This is a genomic window from Streptomyces sp. NPDC001781 (genome assembly GCF_053596035.1).
This window is the reverse complement of sequence record NZ_JBSFFI010000024.1, coordinates 58480-75579: the sequence shown is the minus strand read 5'-3', so window position 1 is coordinate 75579 and position 17100 is coordinate 58480. Positions and strand designations below refer to the sequence as shown.

Below are 17100 nucleotides of genomic sequence, written 5' to 3'. Positions count from 1 at the left end.
TCACCGCTCCCTGACCAGCGCCGCGTACGCGCCACCGCGCGCCAGCAGCTCCTCGTGCCTGCCCCGCTCCACGACCGTGCCGTGCTGGAGCACCACGATCTCGTCGCTGTCGCGGACCGTGGAGAGCCGGTGGGCGATCACCACGCAGGCGCAGCCCCGCCGGCGCAGGTTGTCCATCACCGTCAGCTCCGTCTCGGCGTCCAGCGCGCTGGTCACCTCGTCCAGCACCAGGATGCTGGGGCGGCGCACCAGTGCCCGCGCGATCTCCAGCCGCTGGCGCTGGCCGCCGGAGAAGTTGCGGCCGTCCTGCTCGACCCTGCTGTGCACCCCGCCCGGCCGGCGCGCCACCACGTCGTACAGCGCCGCGTCCCGCAGCGCCTCCTCCACCGCCTCGTCCGGGATCGAGGGGTCCCACAGCGCCACGTTGTCCCGGACCGAGCCCTCGAAGAGGAACACGTCCTGGTCGACAAAGGACACCGAGGCGGCGAGCGCGCCGCGCGGGATGTCCTCCAGCCTGCGGCCGTCGATCCGGATCACTCCCTCCCATGGCGAGTACAGGCCCGAGATCAGCCGGGACACCGTCGACTTGCCGCTGCCCGACCCACCCACCAGCGCCACCTGCTGCCCCGGCCCCACCATGAGGCCGAAATCCGTCAGCAGCGGCTTGTCCAGCGGGCTGTAGCCGAAGGTGACACCCTCCAGCTCGACGTGCCCGCGCAGCCTGCGGGTGGAGTCGGCGCCGCCGGGACGCGCGTACAGCGGGTCGGCCTGGAAGTTCTCCACGTCCTTCAGCCTGGCCACGTCGGCCGCGAAGTCCTGGATGCGGCCCGCCACGCCGTTCAGCCGGGTGAGCGGCGCGGTGAAGCGGGCCACGAGCGCCTGGAACGCCACCAGCAGACCGACCGAGATGTGTCCCTCGACCGCCCTGAGGCCGCCGATCCACAGGATGAGCGCGCTGTTGAAGGTGGCCAGCGTCGGCGCGACCACGCCCAGCCACGCGCTCGGCACACCGAGCTTCTGCTGCTCCTCCAGCGTCGCGGCGTGCTGCCCGGCCCACTTGCGGAAGTAGCCGTCCTCCCCGCCGGTCGCCTTCATCGTCTCGATGAGCTGGAGCCCGGTGTACGAGGTGTTCGTCAGCCGTGCGGTGTCCGCCCGCAGCTTCGCGGTACGGGTCGCGCGCAGCCGGATCACCAGCCGCATCGCCACGATGTTGAGCAGTGCCACGCCGATGCCGACGAAGGTCAGCTGCGGGTCGTAGGTGTACAGCAGGACCGCGTACAGCACGACCACGATCGCGTCCACACCGGCCGCCGCGAGGTCGCGGGCCAGGGTCTCGGCGACCTGGTCGTTGGACTGCAGGCGCTGCACCAGGTCGGCGGGGGAGCGCTGGGAGAAGAAGGTGACCGGCAGCCGCAGCAGATGGCGCAGGAAACGGGCGCTGGACAGGGTGGAGGAGATGATCCGGCCGTGCAGCAGATTGGCCTGCTGGAGCCAGGTCAGCACCAGGGTCAGCGCCACACAGGTCGCCATCGAGGCGAACAGCACGCCGAGCAGCGAGGTCTGGCCGCCGATCAGGAACATGTCGATATAGGTACGGCTCAGCGCGGGAACCGCCGCGCCCACCGCGACCAGCAGCAGGCTCGCCAGCACCGCTGCGGGCAGGGTGCCCGCCGTGCCGCGCAGCCGGGCGGGCATCGCGCCGAGAACCCCGGGCCTGCGGCCGCCCTTGCTGAATCCGTCGCCCGGCTCCAGCATCAGCACCACGCCGGTGAAGCTGCCGTCGAACTCCTCCATCGGCACGAACCGCCGGCCCTTCGCGGGGTCGTTGATGTACACCCCGCGCCGGCCGAAGCGGCGGCCCATGCCGTCGTAGACGACATAGTGGTTGAACTCCCAGAACAGGATGGCCGGGGCGCGCACCTCGGCGAGCGCCGCGAGGTCCATCTGCATGCCCTTGGCGGTCAGTCCGTAACTCCGCGCCGCCTTCAGCAGGTTGCTGGCGCGCGAGCCGTCGCGGGAGACACCGCAGGCGATGCGGAGCTCCTCCAGCGGGACATGGCGGCCGTAGTGGCCGAGCACCATGGCGAGGGAGGCGGCGCCGCACTCGACGGCCTCCATCTGCAGCACGGTGGGCGTACGGACCGTGCCGCCACGGGGCTTGGGTACCGGGCGGCGGGCCGGGGCGGCCCGTCTGCGGCCGCGGTTCTCCTGCGCGGTGTCGGTCGGGGCGGTCACGGGAGCAACCAATCGATCGGGCGCTGGTCGCTCAGATGGACCGCGCCGGAGGCCAGGGTCATGGAGTCGAGCCCGAAGGGCGGTCCTCCTGTCGACGACCAGCGGTAACCGCTGCTGGTGGAGGCCGACTTGTCGAGCGCGACGAGGACGGCGACCGGGCGGCCCTTGCCGGTGAACTGCCGGCCGAGCTGGCTGTCGCCGAGGAACGCGCCGATCGACTGGGCGCTCTGCGCCGCGCGGTCCACCGACTTCACCGTCCCGCGCAGCACGCCGTAGCGCTCGGCCGGTACGGAGGACACGGTCAGGTCCACCGTGGCGTGCGCGGGAATGGAGGCCGCGTTCTCGGCGGGCACGTACACCGTCGCGTACAGCGGGTCGGAGTCGTGCGCGACCTTCTCCACGGCGGCCACGTCGGCCCCGGTCTGCACGATCTGCCCGATGGTCGCGGCCAGCGCGGTGATCCGGCCCGCGGCGACGGTGCGGACCACCGAATCACCCTGCGCGGTACGGACCTTGAGCACAGGGGCGTCGGCGGGCAGCCGCTGCCCCTGCTTGGCGAGCACGCCGGTGACCTGTCCGGCCACGGGGCTCTGGAGGACGTAACTGCCCTGCCCGTGCGTGAGGATGGCCGGGGCGCTCACGGTGGAGGCGACCGAACCGGTCACCGCCCACACCGAGGCGGCCGCCATCACGACGACGGTGATGCCCAGCACGAGCCACCCCTGCGGGCGTGCCAGCCGCACCGGGAGGTCGAGATCCTCCGGCGACTGGAGCTTGGCGAGGGCCTGTTGGCGGAACTGCACGGAACTTCCCCCACCCGAGGAGAGACGACGGCACGGAAATGTCTCGGGACGCCCGAGAGTCCCGGACCCGCGAGGGGTCCGGGACTCTCGGTGACACCGAGGTGCGGTCAGAGACCGGCGACCAGGCCGGTGACCGGGGCCGTGTTGAGGCCGGTGACACCCTCGACGGTGCCGACGACGGTGTCCACCAGGCCGGAAACCGGGGCGATGCCGTTGACGGCGCCGGTCACGGTGGAGAGGGCGTTCACGGACAGGCCACCGGAAACGTTGTCCAGCTCGGCGTCCGAGATCTCGACGGTCTCGACACGGGGGGTGGAGTTCATGATGGAACTTCCCTTCGTATGGGTCTTCACAAGGGGGGAGCGGCCCCCTCTGGGGACAGATGACGGCCGCGACCGCGAGGAGTTCCAGACCTTCGGACCGCCGTTACCGGCAGCCCTGGGGCGGTTCCTGCGACGCGATGGATCAAAGCACGCACGCCGCGCCCGGTTCCACTTGCTCAAGGCTCTCACCAGCGAGTTCGGCCCACGGTGGGGTTCATTCGTGCAGGGGTGCGCACGCCGTGCGCAGTACGCCTTCACAATCACCGCGCCGCCGCCGCACCCTCTCCACTACCGCCGGTAACACGAATCCGGCACACCTCTCCTAAGACGTGTCCGGGACACCCGCGCCGGTGTGCGAAGCCGACGGACCGTGCCCTGTCTGGGTGCGGGATGTGCAGATTCCCTGAAGCGGGGATTCCGTTACCGGCACTGGACCCAGGGTCACTCTGGCGTGACGCGGGGTCACCGGGGTGCCGGTGCGTCAGAAGGTGCACGGGCGTGGCTGATTCCCCCTCCCTGCAACGAAGTTGGCAATCGGGATTGAACGCACCCGGCGGACCGCCCGTACCTGTAGCCAGCCGGCACCCCCCTACGAACTGCCCGACAGCGGCAGACCCCCGTACCCAGGAGGTCGAGAAGTTGAGTCACAAGCGCATGCCCAAGAGGAAGGCCGCCATAGCGGTGGGCGGTGTCGCGGCGCTCGGAGCGGCGGCCCTGCTGCTGCCCAACGCCAACGCGTCCCAGGACAAGGGCACGGCCTCGGCGGGCACCGCGAGGACCCTCAGGGCCACCGATGCGACCATGCTCGCCGCCCGGTTGAAGCAGTCCCTCGGCGGCCAGTTCGCCGGCTCCTACTACGACACCGCCAAGCGGCAGCTCGTCGTCAACGCGGTCGGTGAGGGTGCCGCCGTCGCACGTGCGAAGAGTACGGGCGCCGTCGTACGGCAGGTGGAGAACAGCACCGCCGATCTCCGGTCCGCCGCGCAGACGCTGCGGACCAAGGCGGCCATCCCCGGCACCGCCTGGGCCGTCGACCCGCGCACCAACAAGGTGATCGTCAGCGCCGACTCCACGGTGACCGGCGCCAAGTGGGACCGGCTCGAGTCCACCGTCGACGGTCTCGGCTCCGGCACGGCCACGCTGAAGAGGACCGGCGGCACCTTCAAGACGTTCGTCTCCGGTGGCGACGCGATCTTCTCCCAGACACAGGGCGGCGGCGTCCGCTGCTCCCTCGGCTTCAACGTCACCGCCTCCGACGGCAGCCCCGCCTTCCTGACCGCCGGTCACTGCGGGGTCGCGGCCAAGCAGTGGTCCGACTCGCAGACCGGGCAGCCCATCGCCACCGTCGACCAGGCCACCTTCCCCGGTGCGGGCGACTTCTCGCTCGTCAAGTACGACGACCCGGCGACCGAGGCACCCAGCGAGGTCGACGCGGGCAACGGTCAGATCGTGGCGATCACCCAGGCCGCCGAGGCCACCGTCGGCTCCACCGTGTTCCGCATGGGCTCCACCACCGGGCTGCACAACGGCCAGGTCACCGGCCTCGACGCCACCGTGAACTTCCAGAGCGAGACCGACCCGGGCGGCGTCGACACCGTCACCGGTCTCATCCAGACCGACGTCTGCGCCGAGCCCGGCGACAGCGGCGGCTCACTGTTCACCCAGGAGGGCGCGGCGATCGGCCTGACCTCCGGCGGCAGCGGCGACTGCACCAGCGGCGGCGAGACCTTCTTCCAGCCGGTCACCGCCGCCCTCGCGGCCACGGGCGCCACCCTCGGCGCCGGGGGCGCGGGTGCCGGTGCGGGTGCCGGCGGCGACCAGGCGGGTGCCGGGGACCAGGCCGGCGCGGGCGACCAGGCCGGTGCCGGTGACCAGGCGGGCGGCGACCGGATCGGCGGCGCCGGCGACCAGGCCGGTGCGGGTTCCGGTGCCGCTCAGGAGCAGAACACCAGGACGCACCACCGCGACCGTCAGCAGGGCGGAACCTCCGCCAACTGATCCAGCCGGTCCGGCCCTTCGGTGGAGGGGCCGGACCCGCTGCGCCTCGGTGCCTCACCTCCCGTCCTGAGCACGCAGCAGCAGCACCGCCACGTCGTCCACCCGCTCCCGGCCGGCCGTGCCGTGCCGGACCAGCGCGTCCGCCAGCTCCTCCAGCGGACCGTCGCCCGCCTCGGCGAACAGCGCGCCCAGGTCGATCAGCGCGTCCTCGATGTCCACACCGGGCGACTCCACGAGGCCGTCCGTGTAGAGGGCGAGCACCGAGCCCGGCGCCAGCCTCACCTCCGTCGTCGGGTACACCGCCTCCGGGTCGATGCCGAGCAGCGGTCCCCCGGCCAGGTCCAGCACCCTCACCCGCCCGTCCGGGCGCCTGAGCAGCGGCGGCGGATGACCGGCCCGCGCCATGACGGCGCGGCCGTGCGCGGGGTCGAGGCGGAGGTAGAGGCAACTGGCGAACAGCTCGGCGCCGAGGTCGATCAGCAGCCGGTTGCTGCTGCCCATCACCTTGCCCGGCGCCTGTCCCACCGCGCTGTACGCGCGCACACCGGTACGGATCTGCCGCATCAGCGCCGCCGCCTTGACGTTGTGCCCCTGGACGTCGCCGATCACGGCGGACGCCTGCGGCCGGGTCGGCACCAGGTCGTAGAAGTCGCCGCCGATGTCCATGCCCCGCGTCGCCGGGAGATAGCGCGCGGCCGCCTCGATGCCGGGCGGCGCGTACAGCGAGTGCGGCAGCAGCGCCTCCTGGAGCCCGTGCGCCAGCCGGTGCTTGGCGTCGTACAGCATCGTCCGCTCCAGTGCCTGGGCGATCAGCCCGCCGAGGCCGGTCAGCACCGCCCGCTCCTCGGCGGGGAAGGAACGCGGCTCCCGGTACGCCAGCACACACGTCCCCACCCGGCGCCCGGACGCGACCAGCGGCAGGAACGCCCAGGCCGCGAAGCCGTCACGGGACTCGCGCCGCACGGGATACAGCCGCTCCAACTGCTCCCGGGACTCGAAGAACGCAGGCACTCCACAGCTCAACGCCTGGGTGCCCGGAGTGCGTTCGCTCAGCGGCATCCCGTCGAACCATCCGGCCACCCGCCTGTCCGGGTAGCCGCGGTGCCCGAGCACCCGCATCCGCCCCTCCTCGGCGCCGAGCAGCATCAGCGCGTGACTGCCGACCGCCGGGCCCACCTCCTCGGCGACCAGTTGGACCAGATCGTCCACCGCCACCGCCTCGGTCAGCGCCCCCGTGAGGCTCAGCAGCCGCGAGATCGTCACCAGCCGGTGCGGCCGCGCCCCGGCCGGCCCGTCCGTGTGCTCGGGCAGCACCCGGACCCGCGTGACGCGCACGGTCACCCCGGTGCTGCCCGGATAGAGACGGAAGGACAGCCACTGGCCGGGCGGCCGGAGCGCCACGAAGGAGGTCGGACGGCGGCTGATCAGCGCGGCCCGGTATCGGTCCTCGTACAGCGGGTCGTTGAGCCAGGGCACCGACACCCAGGGCAGCGTGCCGTGCAGTTCGGCGGCGGGCCGGCCGAGGAGTTCCGCGGCGGACGCGTTGATGTGGCCGATCCGGCCGTCCAGGTCGAGCGACACAAGTCCGTAGGGCAGCCGGGCCACCATCCGCGCCGCCTCCACCGGCCCCAGCGTGTCCACGACGGCCGCGTCCGGCGTCGCCACCAGATCCCGCTCGGGGCCCAGCGGCAGATGCTCGGCCGACGCCCGCGCCAGCACGCGGGTCAGCCGCCCGCATCCCGCCGCGAGCAGCGTCCGCTCCCGCTCGGTCAGCTCCGGGCCGTGCCCGGCCGGCCAGGTCACGAACATCGAGCCGAGCACGGCCTCGTCCGTGGCCAGCGGCAGCGCCGCCAGCGCGAACGGGTACGGCAGCACCACCGCGATGTGCGGAAAGCGGCGCGCCATCTCCTCGCCGCCGCCCACCCACACCAGGCACCGCTGCCGCACCGCCTGCGCGACCGGGACCGGCGCGCTCACCCCGACCCGCTCCCACGGCGCGGCGAACACCCTCGGCAGGCCCGCCATCACCGCCATCTCCAGCACCGGAACATCCGGCCGCAGCAGGTAGACCGCGCCCGAGTGCGCGCCCACGTCCTCCATCATCGCGGCCAGGGCGACCGACAGCGGCGGCCGTCCCGCCCCCGGGAGTTCCTCCGCAGGGTCCGGCGTGTCGGACACGCCGACCACCTCCTCTTACGGCCCTCGCGCCCCGCACCGCGCACGAGTTCCACTGCTGGCGATCAGCGCCCGCCCGGCGGATCAAGGTGCGGGGAGGGCGCGGTGCCCGTCGATCCCGGCGAGCGGGGGTCTGGTGCGTCCAGGTCCAACGGCGAGGAGGGGGCCGGCGCGGACGGTGGGGTCCACCTGCCCGAGCGGATCCGGGCTCGGGGGAGAGTGACCGCAACGCCGCGGACAGCAGGGCCGGAACCCGCGTCCGCGCCAAGATCCCCCGTACAGGCCCAGGCCGAGTACCCCCTCCCGGCACCACTCATGCCGGACGGCGGAAAAGGCCGGTGCGCCCGGGCCTGAGGCTTCCGGGGCAATCGCGCGGTAGGGAAAAACCGCGTGCGGTCGGTGCACAGGGGCTGCGCCGCGCGCCCGCACGCGCTGTAATGGCCAGCGTGGCGGGTGAGGGTGCTGCGGTACGCAGGACGGTAGCCGGGCGTGCCGAGCACGTCCTCGCCACACTCATGGCCGCGCCCGCCTCCGCCGACCGGCTCCGCCGCGTCCTGGAACAGGCGCTCGTCCTCGCCGGTGCCTCGTTCGCCGGCGTCTACGCCCCCGGCGACGACCCCGCCGTTCTGCACCTGGCCGAGTCCGTCGGAGTGCCCGGTTCGCTGTACGGCCTGCGCGACGGCTGCCCCGCCGACGGTGGCGCGCCGGCCGCCGAGGCCCACCGCACCGGCCTCCCCGCCTGGCCGGGCCCCGGCGAAGCGGCCGACCGGACCGAGGGCCGCCGCACCCCCGCACCGGACTTCTCCCTCGCCGCCCTGCCCCTCGCCGGGCCGGGCGGCGGCTCGCTGCTCGCGGTCACGGAACGGCCCGAGGGATTCGGGGCCGGGGAGCGGACCGTGCTGGAACTGATCGCCCGCGCCGTCGCCGTCCCCGAGCCCTTCCCGGCCGGCGCCCGCGAACCGGCCGCCGACGCCTTCAGCCTCGCCATGGACACCGGACGGGTCGAGGTCGGCGACGAGATCCTGCGGCTCTTCGGGATAGGGCGCGACGCCTTCGACAGCAAGGTGGAGACGCTCCTCGGGCTCACGGTGCCCGAGGACCTGCCGGCGCTGATGTCGGTCGTGGAGCCCGACCACATGGCGCTGGAGGAGCGTGAGCTGGAGTTCCGTGTCCGCCAGCCGTCCGGGGCACTCCGCTGGCTCCGGCTGCGCGGACGGCCGCTGCCCGGCGGGGAGGGCAGGCCCGCCCGGCTGGTCGGCACCGTCGCGGACGCCACCAAGCTTCGCTCCGACGTCACCGACGTGGCGCGCGTCCAGCGCCTCGCCGCCGACCTCGCCACCGCGGGCACCGTCAAGGACGTCGGGCACGCAGTCGTCGACGCACTGCGCAAGCCCCTGCGTGCCGACCGCATCGCGCTGGCCGAACTGGAGAACGACCGCCTCGTCGTCGCCGTCCTCGACCCGCCCGAACCCGAGGCGTGGCCCGAACTCTGGCGGGCCGAATGGCGCGGAGAGTGGCCCGACGCCCCCGTACGCGCCATGCCCGCCCTCGCCGCCGCGCTGCGCGAGGGCCGCGCCCACATATGGCCCGCCGGCTCCGCCCTGGAACCCGGCCTCGCCGGAGTCGGCCCCGGTGGCCTCGCGGTCCTGCCGCTGCCCGCGGGCGACCGGATGACAGGGGCCTGCCTGATCGGCTGGGACCGCCCGCACGAGTTCGCCCCCGACGAACGTGCCCTGCTCACCGCCTGTGCCGCCCTCGCCGGACAGGCCCTGCGCCGCGCCCACGCCTTCGACGCCGAGCACGAACTCGTCGGCATGCTCCAGCGCACCCTGCTGCCCCACCGGCTGCCCAGGCTGCCCGGAGCCAAGGCGGTGGCACGCTACCTGCCCGCCACCGACGGCCTGGAGGTCGGCGGCGACTGGTACGACGTGATCCCGCTCGCCGACAACCACGTGGCCTTCGTCATCGGAGACGTCCAGGGCCACAACGCGGGCGCCGCCACCCTCATGGGCCAGATGCGCACGGCCCTGCGCGCCTACGCCGCCGAGGGTCACCCGCCCGACGTGGTCGTCGCCCACGCCAACCGGCTGCTCCTCGACATGGAGACCGACCTCTTCGCCACCTGCGTCTACGTCGACTTCGACATGGAGCAGGGAACCGCCCTGTGCGTGCGCGCCGGGCACCCGCAGCCGGTGCTGCGCCACCCGGACGGCAGCACGCGGACCGTCCAGGTCGAGGGCGGACCGCCGCTCGGGGTGCTCACCCGGGCGGAGTACCCGATGACCCCGCTGAAACTCACGGCAGGCACGGTCCTCGCGCTCACCACCGACGGCCTGGTCGAGTCCGCCGGCACCGAGCTCGACGCCGGTATGGACCGGCTCGCCCGCGACCTCGCCGCCGCCGACCCCGCCCGCCTCGGCCGCACCGCCGACGCCCTGCTCGCGGGGGCCCACCGGGGCGACGACGTGGCGCTGCTGCTGGTCCGCTACGACGGCATGGCCGTGCGCCCGCGCCGCGAGAGCTGGAGCGTGTGGCGGGTGCCGGAGGCGGTGCGGCACGCCCGGCGTTTCGTCCGCCGCACCCTGCGCGCCTGGGAGGTGCCGAGGGACACCGCCGACACCGCCCTGCTCGTGGTGTCCGAGCTGGTCACCAACGCCCTCGTGCACACCGGGGGGCAGGTACGGCTCGACCTCGGCCTGATCGGCCACCGCCTGCGCATCGCGGTCACCGACTCCTCGCCGCGCGGGCCCCTGCAGCCGACCAGTGTCGGCTGGGAGGCCACCGGCGGCCGGGGAATCCTGCTGGTCGAGGCGGTCTCCCACACCTGGGGCACGGTCCCGGTCAGCGGCGGCAAGCAAGTGTGGGCGGAGCTGGTGACGGACGAGGCGTGAGGGGGCGGGTGGGGATGAGGGATCTCGACGAGGCGGGTGACGACGCCCGGGAGCGGGCCCCGGCGGACGGCGCGGACGGCGGCCCCGAGTGGCGGGTTCGCTCCGCGTGCCTAGGGTCGGTTGGTGTGGCACACACCTTCGAAGAACTGGTCCAGAAACAGCGCGCGGCGGCCGCGGCACACGCCACCGTGGAGGAGCTGCGGGACACCTACGGTCCCCCGGCCGAGCGGGCGATGACCGGCGCGCAGTCCGGTACGTACGAGACCGCCCTGCGGGCCTGGCGTGACCTGGCCCGCGACGTGCAGACCGCGCTCAGCGAGTACGCCCGCGACACCGGACGGGCCCGCGCCGAGGTCGAGGCCGAGGTGGAACGCGCGGCGGCGGCCGGGGACTGACCCGGACGCAGGGACGAGGGGGCCCGGTACCCGAGCGGGTGCCGGGCCCGCCCGGCGTGCTCAGCCGTGGGTCTTGGCCAGCAGTTCGAGGATCTCCGCCGTCGTACCGCTCTCCCCGAGGCGGGGGAAGATCCGCTCGACGCTGTTGGTGTGCGCGTCGGCGTCCGCGTCGGCCATGGCGTCGGTGGCCAGGGTGACGTGGTAGCCGGCGGCGTAGGCGTCACGGGCGGTGGACTCGACGCCGATGCTGGTGGCGATCCCGGTGAGCACGATCTGCGTGACACCCCGGCGGCGGAGCTGCACGTCCAGGTCGGTGCCGAACAGGGCGCTCCAGTTGTGCTTGGTGACCAGGACGTCCCCGGCGTGCCCGGTCAGCTCGTCCGCTATCACGTCCCAGCCCTCGGGGAAGGCCAGGCCGCGCGCCTGGCGCTCGGTGCGGCCGGGCACGGCGTCCGCGCCGTCGGCGGCGAAGGAGACCCGGACCAGCGCCACGGGCAGGTTCCGGGCACGGAAGGCGTCGGCCAGCTCGGCACTGCGGGCCACCACGTCGGCGGCGCCGTGCGGCTGGACGGGCATCGCCGTGATCCCGGCCTGGAGGTCGATCACGACGAGGGCGGTACGGGGGTCGAGCGTGGTGACGGACATGCGTCGGCCTTTCGCAAAGGGTGGGTGCCGGGAAAGGGCCCGGTGTTCAGGGGCGGGACAGCCGCTCCAGCAGTTCCAGCGCGGTCAGCACCGTCTCCCGTTCCTCCTCGGTGAACCGGTCCTGGAAGGCGCGGGCCAGCCACTCCTCGCGCAGTTGCCGGTTGCCCTCCACGCGGGCACGGCCCGCCTCGGTCAGGGTGACGAGCTGACGGCGGCCGTCGTCCGGGTCGGGCGCGCGGCGGATGAGCCCCTGCTGTTCCAGCGCGCCGAGCGTGGCCGCCATGGACTGCGGGCGCACGCCCTCCGCCGCCGCGAGCGCGCTCGCCGTGGCGGCGCCGTGCTTGCCGGCGAGGGAGAGCGCGGACTCCTGCGGGGGCGTGAGGTCGGCGTCCCGCGCCACCTCACGGATACGGCGCCGCAGCCGGCTGAAGACCACCCGCAGCTCGCGTGCCGCGCGGGCGGCCGAACCGGAGACATGGACCATGCCCGCCACCGTAAGCAGCATCAGTCCAGACTGTCCAGTTCGGGCTGTTCAGTTTCACCTGTCCATTGGGCTTCCCCATGCTGGACAGGTGCGCCTGCTGATGTTGTCCGACACCCACCTGCCGAAGCGGGCCAAGCGGCTCCCGGACCGCCTGCTCGCCGAACTCCCTTACGCGGACGTGGTGTTCCACGCAGGCGACTGGGTGGACACCGCCACCCTCGACCTCCTGGAGTCCGGCAGCCGCCACCTGGTCGGGGTGTACGGCAACAACGACGGAGACGACCTGCGCGCCCGGCTCCCTGAGGTGGCTTACGCCGAGCTGGGCGGCCTGCGCTTCGGCGTGGTCCACGAGACCGGGCCGGCCCGCGGCCGGGAGGCCCGCTGCGCCGCCCGCTTCCCCGGCCTTGACGTCCTGGTCTTCGGGCACAGCCACATCCCCTGGGACACCACCGCTCCCGGTGGCCTCCGGCTGCTCAACCCCGGCTCCCCGACCGACCGCCGGCACCGGCCGCACGCCACCTACATGACCGCCACCGTGGCCGGCGGCGCCCTGACCGGCGTCACCACGCACCGTCTCCCGTGACCCCGGCTCCCCGCGTCGGCGCGCGCGATCGGGGTACTGCTGGTGTGCTGGACCGAGGGCCCGCGCGGGCTCGTCGCGATGTTCTCCGGAGAGGCGTATGAGTACCTATCGAGTGGCGCAGGTGACGGAACCCGGCGGCAGCTTCGAGCTGGTCGAACGGGAGGTGCGGCGGCCGGGCCCCGGCCATGTGCGGATCGCCGTGGAGGCGTGCGGGATCTGCCACAGCGACGCCATGTTCGTCGAGGGCGGCCTGCCCGGCATCTCCTTCCCCGAGGTCGCGGGGCACGAGATCGCCGGGCGGATCGCCAAGCTGGGCGAGGGCGCGGCGGAGCGGGACTGGAAGGTCGGGGACCGGGTCGCGGTCGGCTGGTTCGGCGGGAGCTGCGGCTGGTGCAAGCCCTGCCGTGAGGGCGACTTCATCACCTGCGTCCGCCTCCAGGTGCCCGGCTGGGCCTACGACGGCGGTTTCGCCGAGCAGGTGATCGTGCCCGCCGACGCGCTCGCCCGCATTCCCGACGGACTGGACGCGGTCGACGCGGGGCCCATGGCCTGTGCGGGCGTCACCACCTTCAACGCCCTGCGGCGCTCGGACGCCCGGCCCGGCGGAGACCTGGTCGCCGTCCTGGGGATCGGCGGCCTGGGCCACCTCGGCGTGCAGTACGCGGCCGCGATGGGTTTTGAGACCGTCGCCATCGCACGCGGCGCGGACAAGGAGGACTTCGCGCGGGAGCTGGGCGCGCACCACTACATCGACAGCACCTCGGGGACCCCGGTCGCCGACGCGCTCCAGGCGCTCGGCGGCGCCAGGGTGGTGCTGGCCACCGCCGGGAACTCCGACGCCATGTCCGCCACCGTGGACGGCCTGGCCCCGCGCGGCCGGCTCGTCGTCATCGGTGCCACCGCGGAGCCGCTGGAGATCAGCCCGGTCCAGCTCCTCATGGCCGGCCGCGAGGTGAAGGGCCACCCCTCCGGCACCTCCCAGGACGTGCAGGACACCATGGAGTTCAGCGCCCTGCACGGCATCCGCCCGATGAGCGAGTCCGTACCGCTGGACGACGTCGACTCCGCCTTCCGGAAGATGCTCGCCGGCAAGGCCCGCTTCCGGATGGTCCTCACCACCGGCTGAGCCGGGAAGGTCCAGGTCGGCCGGGAGCCGACCTGGACCGTTGCGCTGCTCGTGCCTGCTCGTCCCGAGCGGGCGGCGGACCGCGGGACCCGCATCCGGGACTCCTCCGCCCGGCGGCGACGGCAAACACGGGCGACGGGGTCCGCCTGTCGGGTGAGGCACGGCCACCGCCCGTGTCCGGCACGGGCCACGGGCGTTGATCGGGGCATGATCTCAACACGACGCATCGTCGCCGCCGTCGGTCTGGCCGTCGGTGTCACGGGCCTTGCCGCACCCCTGGCGAACGCGGCCGCCGCGAGCGCACCGGCCAACGGGCAGATCAACCCGATGACCGTCCTGGACGACGCCGCCCTCAGCGAACTCCCGCCCCAGGCCCAGAGCCAGGTCCCGCGCGTCGGCGAGCAGTTGCGCGGCCTGAACCAGGTGAGCGAGCTGAACCGGCTGAACGAACTGCACCAGCTCACCGACCTCGCCGCCCCGGTCACCGGGCTGCTCCCCGGACTCTAGAGTCCGTCGTCCCGATCAGGCCGGACCCCCGCGGGTCCGGCCTGATCCGCACGAGAGGCCACCTGGACCTGGCCGGAGCTGAACAGCCTTACCCATGAGGGCCGTCCGTGACCGGGCGGCCCTCACCCCGTGCCGGGAAACGCGCTGGTCCACGCCCTCGTGCGGCCCTCCCGGCGGTGCCCGGTGGCGTAGGGTCGGGACGAAGAGGAACACCGACGGAAAGGGGCCCGACCATGGCGCAGGAAGTACGCGGCGTCGTCGCACCGGGGAAGGACGAGCCGGTACGGATCGAGACGATCGTGATCCCCGATCCGGGCCCCGGCGAGGCCGTCGTGGACATCCAGGCCTGCGGGGTCTGCCACACCGATCTGCACTACAAGCAGGGCGGCATCTCCGACGACTACCCCTTCCTGCTCGGCCACGAGGCCGCAGGCGTCGTGGAGTCGGTGGGGGAGGGCGTCACCGACGTGGCGCCCGGTGACTTCGTGATCCTCAACTGGCGTGCGGTGTGCGGCAATTGCCGCGCCTGTCTGCGAGGCCGCCCCTGGTACTGCTTCAACACCCACAACGCGAAGCAGAAGATGACCCTCGCCTCCACCGGCCAGGAGCTCACCCCCGCGCTCGGCATCGGTGCCTTCGCCGAGAAGACGCTCGTCGCGGCCGGGCAGTGCACCAAGGTCGACCCCGAGGTCTCCCCGGCCGTCGCCGGACTGCTCGGCTGCGGTGTGATGGCGGGCATCGGCGCGGCGATCAACACCGGCAACGTCGGCCGGGGCGACTCCGTCGCCGTCATCGGCTGCGGCGGCGTCGGGGACGCGGCCGTCGCCGGTGCCGCGCTGGCCGGTGCCGCACGGATCATCGCCGTCGACATCGACGACCGCAAGCTGGAGACGGCGCGCACGCTGGGCGCCACCCACACCGTCAACTCCAAGGAGACCGAGCCGGTCGAGGCGATCCGTGAGCTGACCGGCGGCTTCGGCGCCGACGTGGTGATCGACGCGGTCGGCCGCCCGGAGACCTACCGGCAGGCGTTCTACGCCCGCGACCTGGCCGGCACCGTCGTCCTGGTCGGCGTGCCCACCCCGGAGATGAAGCTCGAACTGCCCCTGCTGGACGTGTTCGGCCGCGGCGGCTCCCTCAAGTCCTCCTGGTACGGCGACTGTCTGCCCTCGCGGGACTTCCCGATGCTCATCGACCTGCACCTCCAGGGGCGCCTCCCGCTGGAGGCGTTCGTCACCGAGACGATCCGGCTGGACCAGGTGGAGCAGGCGTTCGAGCGCATGCACCACGGTGACGTGCTGCGATCGGTGGTGGAGTTCTGATGACCGCCCGTATCGAACGCCTCGTCACGTCCGGCCAGTTCACCCTCGACGGGGGAACCTGGGACGTCGACAACAATGTGTGGATCGTCGGAGACGACCACGAGGCCGTCGTCATCGATCCCGCCCACGACGCCGAGGCCGTCCTCGCCGCCGTGGGCGACCGCCGGCTCACCGCGATCGTGTGCACCCACGCGCACAACGACCACGTGAACGCGGCCCCCGCCCTGGCCGATCTGACCGGCGCCACCATCTGGCTCCACCCGGACGACCTGCCGCTGTGGCGCCTCACCCATCCCGACCGCGAGCCCGACGAGCACCTCGTCGACGGCCAGGTGCTGGAAGCGGCGGGGGCCGATCTCACCGTGCTGCACACGCCCGGCCACGCCCCCGGCGCCGTCTGCCTCTACGACCCCGGTCTCGGCGTGGTGTTCAGCGGCGACACCCTCTTCCAGGGCGGACCGGGCGCCACCGGCCGGTCGTACTCGCACTTCCCGACGATCATCGACTCGATCCGGGACCGGCTGCTCACCCTCCCCCCGGAGACCCGGGTGCTCACCGGCCACGGCGACCCCACCACGATCGGTGAGGAGTCGGGCCACCTTCAGGAGTGGATCGAGCGGGGTCACTGATCCGCGCGGCCTGAACGGGGGCCGCCGCGACCGGACACCCTCTGTCGCGACGGTCCCCGCTGCCCTACCGTCGGCCCATGACCGACCTCACCCATCGCTTCACGGGCCACGGAGCCCTCGTCACGGGCGCGGGCCGGGGCATCGGCGCGGCCGTCGCCCGGCGCCTCGCCCAGGAGGGCGCCCGGGTCCTGGTCACCGACCGGGACGCACCCGAGGCCGAGCGGACCGCCACCGCGCTGCGCCGGCAAGGGCTTTCGGCCGAGGCGTCGGTGTGCGACGTGGCCGACCGGGCCTCGGTGGAGGCGGCCGTCGCCCGTGCCGTCGACGTCTTCGGCTCGCTCGACGTGCTGGTGAACTGCGCCGCCCACTGCTCACCGGAGGTGGGCACCAGGTTCGAGGACGACCCCGACGAGTCCTGGGCACGTGACCTCGACATCACCCTGGGCGGCGTCCGCCGCTGCTGCCGGGCCGCGCTGCCCCACCTCGCCGCCTCCGGGCGCGGCGCCATCGTGAGCATCGGCTCGGTCAACGGCCTGATGGACTTCGGCAACCACGCCTACAGCGCCGCCAAGGCCGGCCTCGGCTCCCTCACCCGCACCCTCGCCGGGCGCTCCGCCGGCCGCGGGGTCCGGGTCAACCTGGTCGCGCCGGGAACCGTGCGCACCTCCGCCTGGGAGGGCCGCGAAGACGACCTGGACGCCGTACGCGACTGCTATCCGCTCGGCCGGGTCGGCGAGCCCGAGGACATCGCGGCGGCCGTCGCCTTCCTCGCCTCCCGCGACGCCGCCTGGATCACCGGGACCACCCTGGTCGTCGACGGGGGCCTGACCTCGGTGCACACAGGGTTCCGGACCGCGATGGACGGCCGACGCGGCGGACCGGGTTAAAGTTCACCGTTTCGTCACAGCATGCCGGAAACACAACCTTCCGGCCGACGAGCCGGTCTAGTAGGCCGAAAGCCCCAGGAACCACCGGGGCCGAGAA

15 protein-coding genes are annotated in these 17100 nt (G+C 73.4%); 9 read left to right on the top strand and 6 right to left on the bottom strand.

Annotated elements, in window-relative coordinates; genetic code table 11:
- From ACWCV3_RS21630 to ACWCV3_RS21620, 3 genes are all read right to left on the bottom strand, one after another.
- Complete coding sequence (locus ACWCV3_RS21630; RefSeq protein ID WP_451226476.1) at positions 1-2235, bottom strand: NHLP family bacteriocin export ABC transporter peptidase/permease/ATPase subunit; 2235 nt, start codon at positions 2233-2235, stop codon at positions 1-3.
- Positions 2232-3038: an HlyD family efflux transporter periplasmic adaptor subunit gene (locus ACWCV3_RS21625; protein WP_451226473.1), complete on the bottom strand. Its 807-nt coding sequence runs from the start codon at positions 3036-3038 to the stop codon at positions 2232-2234. The genes ACWCV3_RS21630 and ACWCV3_RS21625 overlap by 4 nt, the downstream gene beginning before the upstream one ends.
- Before the next feature lie 107 nt (positions 3039-3145).
- On the bottom strand, positions 3146-3361 hold the full coding sequence (locus tag ACWCV3_RS21620; RefSeq protein WP_031179346.1) for a hypothetical protein: 216 nt from the start codon (positions 3359-3361) through the stop codon (positions 3146-3148).
- 654 nt (positions 3362-4015) lie between these two features.
- On the opposite strand from ACWCV3_RS21620, the gene ACWCV3_RS21615 reads away from it, so the two are divergent.
- Positions 4016-5359, top strand: coding sequence for a S1 family peptidase (locus ACWCV3_RS21615; RefSeq protein ID WP_451226470.1), 1344 nt, complete (start codon positions 4016-4018; stop codon positions 5357-5359).
- 54 nt (positions 5360-5413) lie between these two features.
- On the opposite strand, the gene ACWCV3_RS21610 is transcribed toward ACWCV3_RS21615, so the two are convergent.
- Positions 5414-7546, bottom strand: a complete 2133-nt coding sequence (locus tag ACWCV3_RS21610) for a SpoIIE family protein phosphatase (protein ID WP_451226468.1) — start codon at positions 7544-7546, stop codon at positions 5414-5416.
- 425 nt (positions 7547-7971) lie between these two features.
- Here ACWCV3_RS21610 and ACWCV3_RS21605 point away from each other — a divergent pair, with 425 nt between their 5' ends.
- Positions 7972-10425 carry a SpoIIE family protein phosphatase gene (locus ACWCV3_RS21605; RefSeq protein ID WP_451226466.1) on the top strand — a complete coding sequence of 818 codons (2454 nt, stop codon included), beginning with the start codon at positions 7972-7974 and terminating at the stop codon, positions 10423-10425.
- Positions 10426-10550: 125 nt separating this feature from the next.
- Positions 10551-10820: a hypothetical protein gene (locus ACWCV3_RS21600; RefSeq protein WP_451226463.1), complete on the top strand. Its 270-nt coding sequence runs from the start codon at positions 10551-10553 to the stop codon at positions 10818-10820.
- 60 nt (positions 10821-10880) lie between these two features.
- Here ACWCV3_RS21600 and ACWCV3_RS21595 read toward each other — a convergent pair whose 3' ends face one another.
- Together ACWCV3_RS21595 and ACWCV3_RS21590 are read right to left on the bottom strand one after the other, a co-directional pair.
- Positions 10881-11465, bottom strand: a complete 585-nt coding sequence (locus ACWCV3_RS21595) for an isochorismatase family protein (RefSeq protein ID WP_451226460.1) — start codon at positions 11463-11465, stop codon at positions 10881-10883.
- A gap of 46 nt (positions 11466-11511) precedes the next feature.
- Positions 11512-11949 carry a MarR family winged helix-turn-helix transcriptional regulator gene (locus ACWCV3_RS21590; RefSeq protein ID WP_451226561.1) on the bottom strand — a complete coding sequence of 146 codons (438 nt, stop codon included), beginning with the start codon at positions 11947-11949 and terminating at the stop codon, positions 11512-11514.
- An 88-nt stretch (positions 11950-12037) separates the two neighbouring features.
- On the opposite strand from ACWCV3_RS21590, the gene ACWCV3_RS21585 reads away from it, so the two are divergent.
- From ACWCV3_RS21585 to ACWCV3_RS21560, 6 genes are all read left to right on the top strand, one after another.
- Positions 12038-12532, top strand: a complete 495-nt coding sequence (locus ACWCV3_RS21585; protein WP_451226457.1) for a metallophosphoesterase family protein — start codon at positions 12038-12040, stop codon at positions 12530-12532.
- 97 nt (positions 12533-12629) lie between these two features.
- Positions 12630-13658, top strand: coding sequence for an alcohol dehydrogenase (locus ACWCV3_RS21580; protein ID WP_451226454.1), 1029 nt, complete (start codon positions 12630-12632; stop codon positions 13656-13658).
- Between the two features lie 207 nt (positions 13659-13865).
- A complete protein-coding gene (locus tag ACWCV3_RS21575; RefSeq protein ID WP_451226451.1) occupies positions 13866-14165 on the top strand; it encodes a hypothetical protein in 300 nt (99 codons plus the stop codon).
- 233 nt (positions 14166-14398) lie between these two features.
- Positions 14399-15487: an S-(hydroxymethyl)mycothiol dehydrogenase gene (locus ACWCV3_RS21570; RefSeq protein ID WP_451226448.1), complete on the top strand. Its 1089-nt coding sequence runs from the start codon at positions 14399-14401 to the stop codon at positions 15485-15487.
- Entirely contained in the window at positions 15487-16116 is a 630-nt protein-coding gene (locus ACWCV3_RS21565) for an MBL fold metallo-hydrolase (RefSeq protein WP_451226445.1), read from the top strand. Before ACWCV3_RS21570 ends, ACWCV3_RS21565 begins: the two co-directional genes overlap by 1 nt.
- 77 nt (positions 16117-16193) lie before the next feature.
- Positions 16194-17003, top strand: a complete 810-nt coding sequence (locus ACWCV3_RS21560; protein WP_451226442.1) for an SDR family NAD(P)-dependent oxidoreductase — start codon at positions 16194-16196, stop codon at positions 17001-17003.
- Positions 17004-17100 lie beyond the last annotated feature (97 nt).

Coding starts and splice junctions, on each gene's coding strand:
- ACWCV3_RS21620 (WP_031179346.1), bottom strand. CDS start 3,361: ATGAACTCCACCCCCCGTGTCGAGACCGTCGAGATCTCGGACGCCGAG.
- ACWCV3_RS21615 (WP_451226470.1), top strand. CDS start 4,016: ATGCCCAAGAGGAAGGCCGCCATAGCGGTGGGCGGTGTCGCGGCGCTC.
- ACWCV3_RS21605 (WP_451226466.1), top strand. CDS start 7,972: ATGGCCAGCGTGGCGGGTGAGGGTGCTGCGGTACGCAGGACGGTAGCC.
- ACWCV3_RS21595 (WP_451226460.1), bottom strand. CDS start 11,465: ATGTCCGTCACCACGCTCGACCCCCGTACCGCCCTCGTCGTGATCGAC.
- ACWCV3_RS21590 (WP_451226561.1), bottom strand. CDS start 11,949: ATGGTCCATGTCTCCGGTTCGGCCGCCCGCGCGGCACGCGAGCTGCGG.
- ACWCV3_RS21580 (WP_451226454.1), top strand. CDS start 12,630: ATGAGTACCTATCGAGTGGCGCAGGTGACGGAACCCGGCGGCAGCTTC.
- ACWCV3_RS21575 (WP_451226451.1), top strand. CDS start 13,866: ATGATCTCAACACGACGCATCGTCGCCGCCGTCGGTCTGGCCGTCGGT.
- ACWCV3_RS21570 (WP_451226448.1), top strand. CDS start 14,399: ATGGCGCAGGAAGTACGCGGCGTCGTCGCACCGGGGAAGGACGAGCCG.
- ACWCV3_RS21565 (WP_451226445.1), top strand. CDS start 15,487: ATGACCGCCCGTATCGAACGCCTCGTCACGTCCGGCCAGTTCACCCTC.
- ACWCV3_RS21560 (WP_451226442.1), top strand. CDS start 16,194: ATGACCGACCTCACCCATCGCTTCACGGGCCACGGAGCCCTCGTCACG.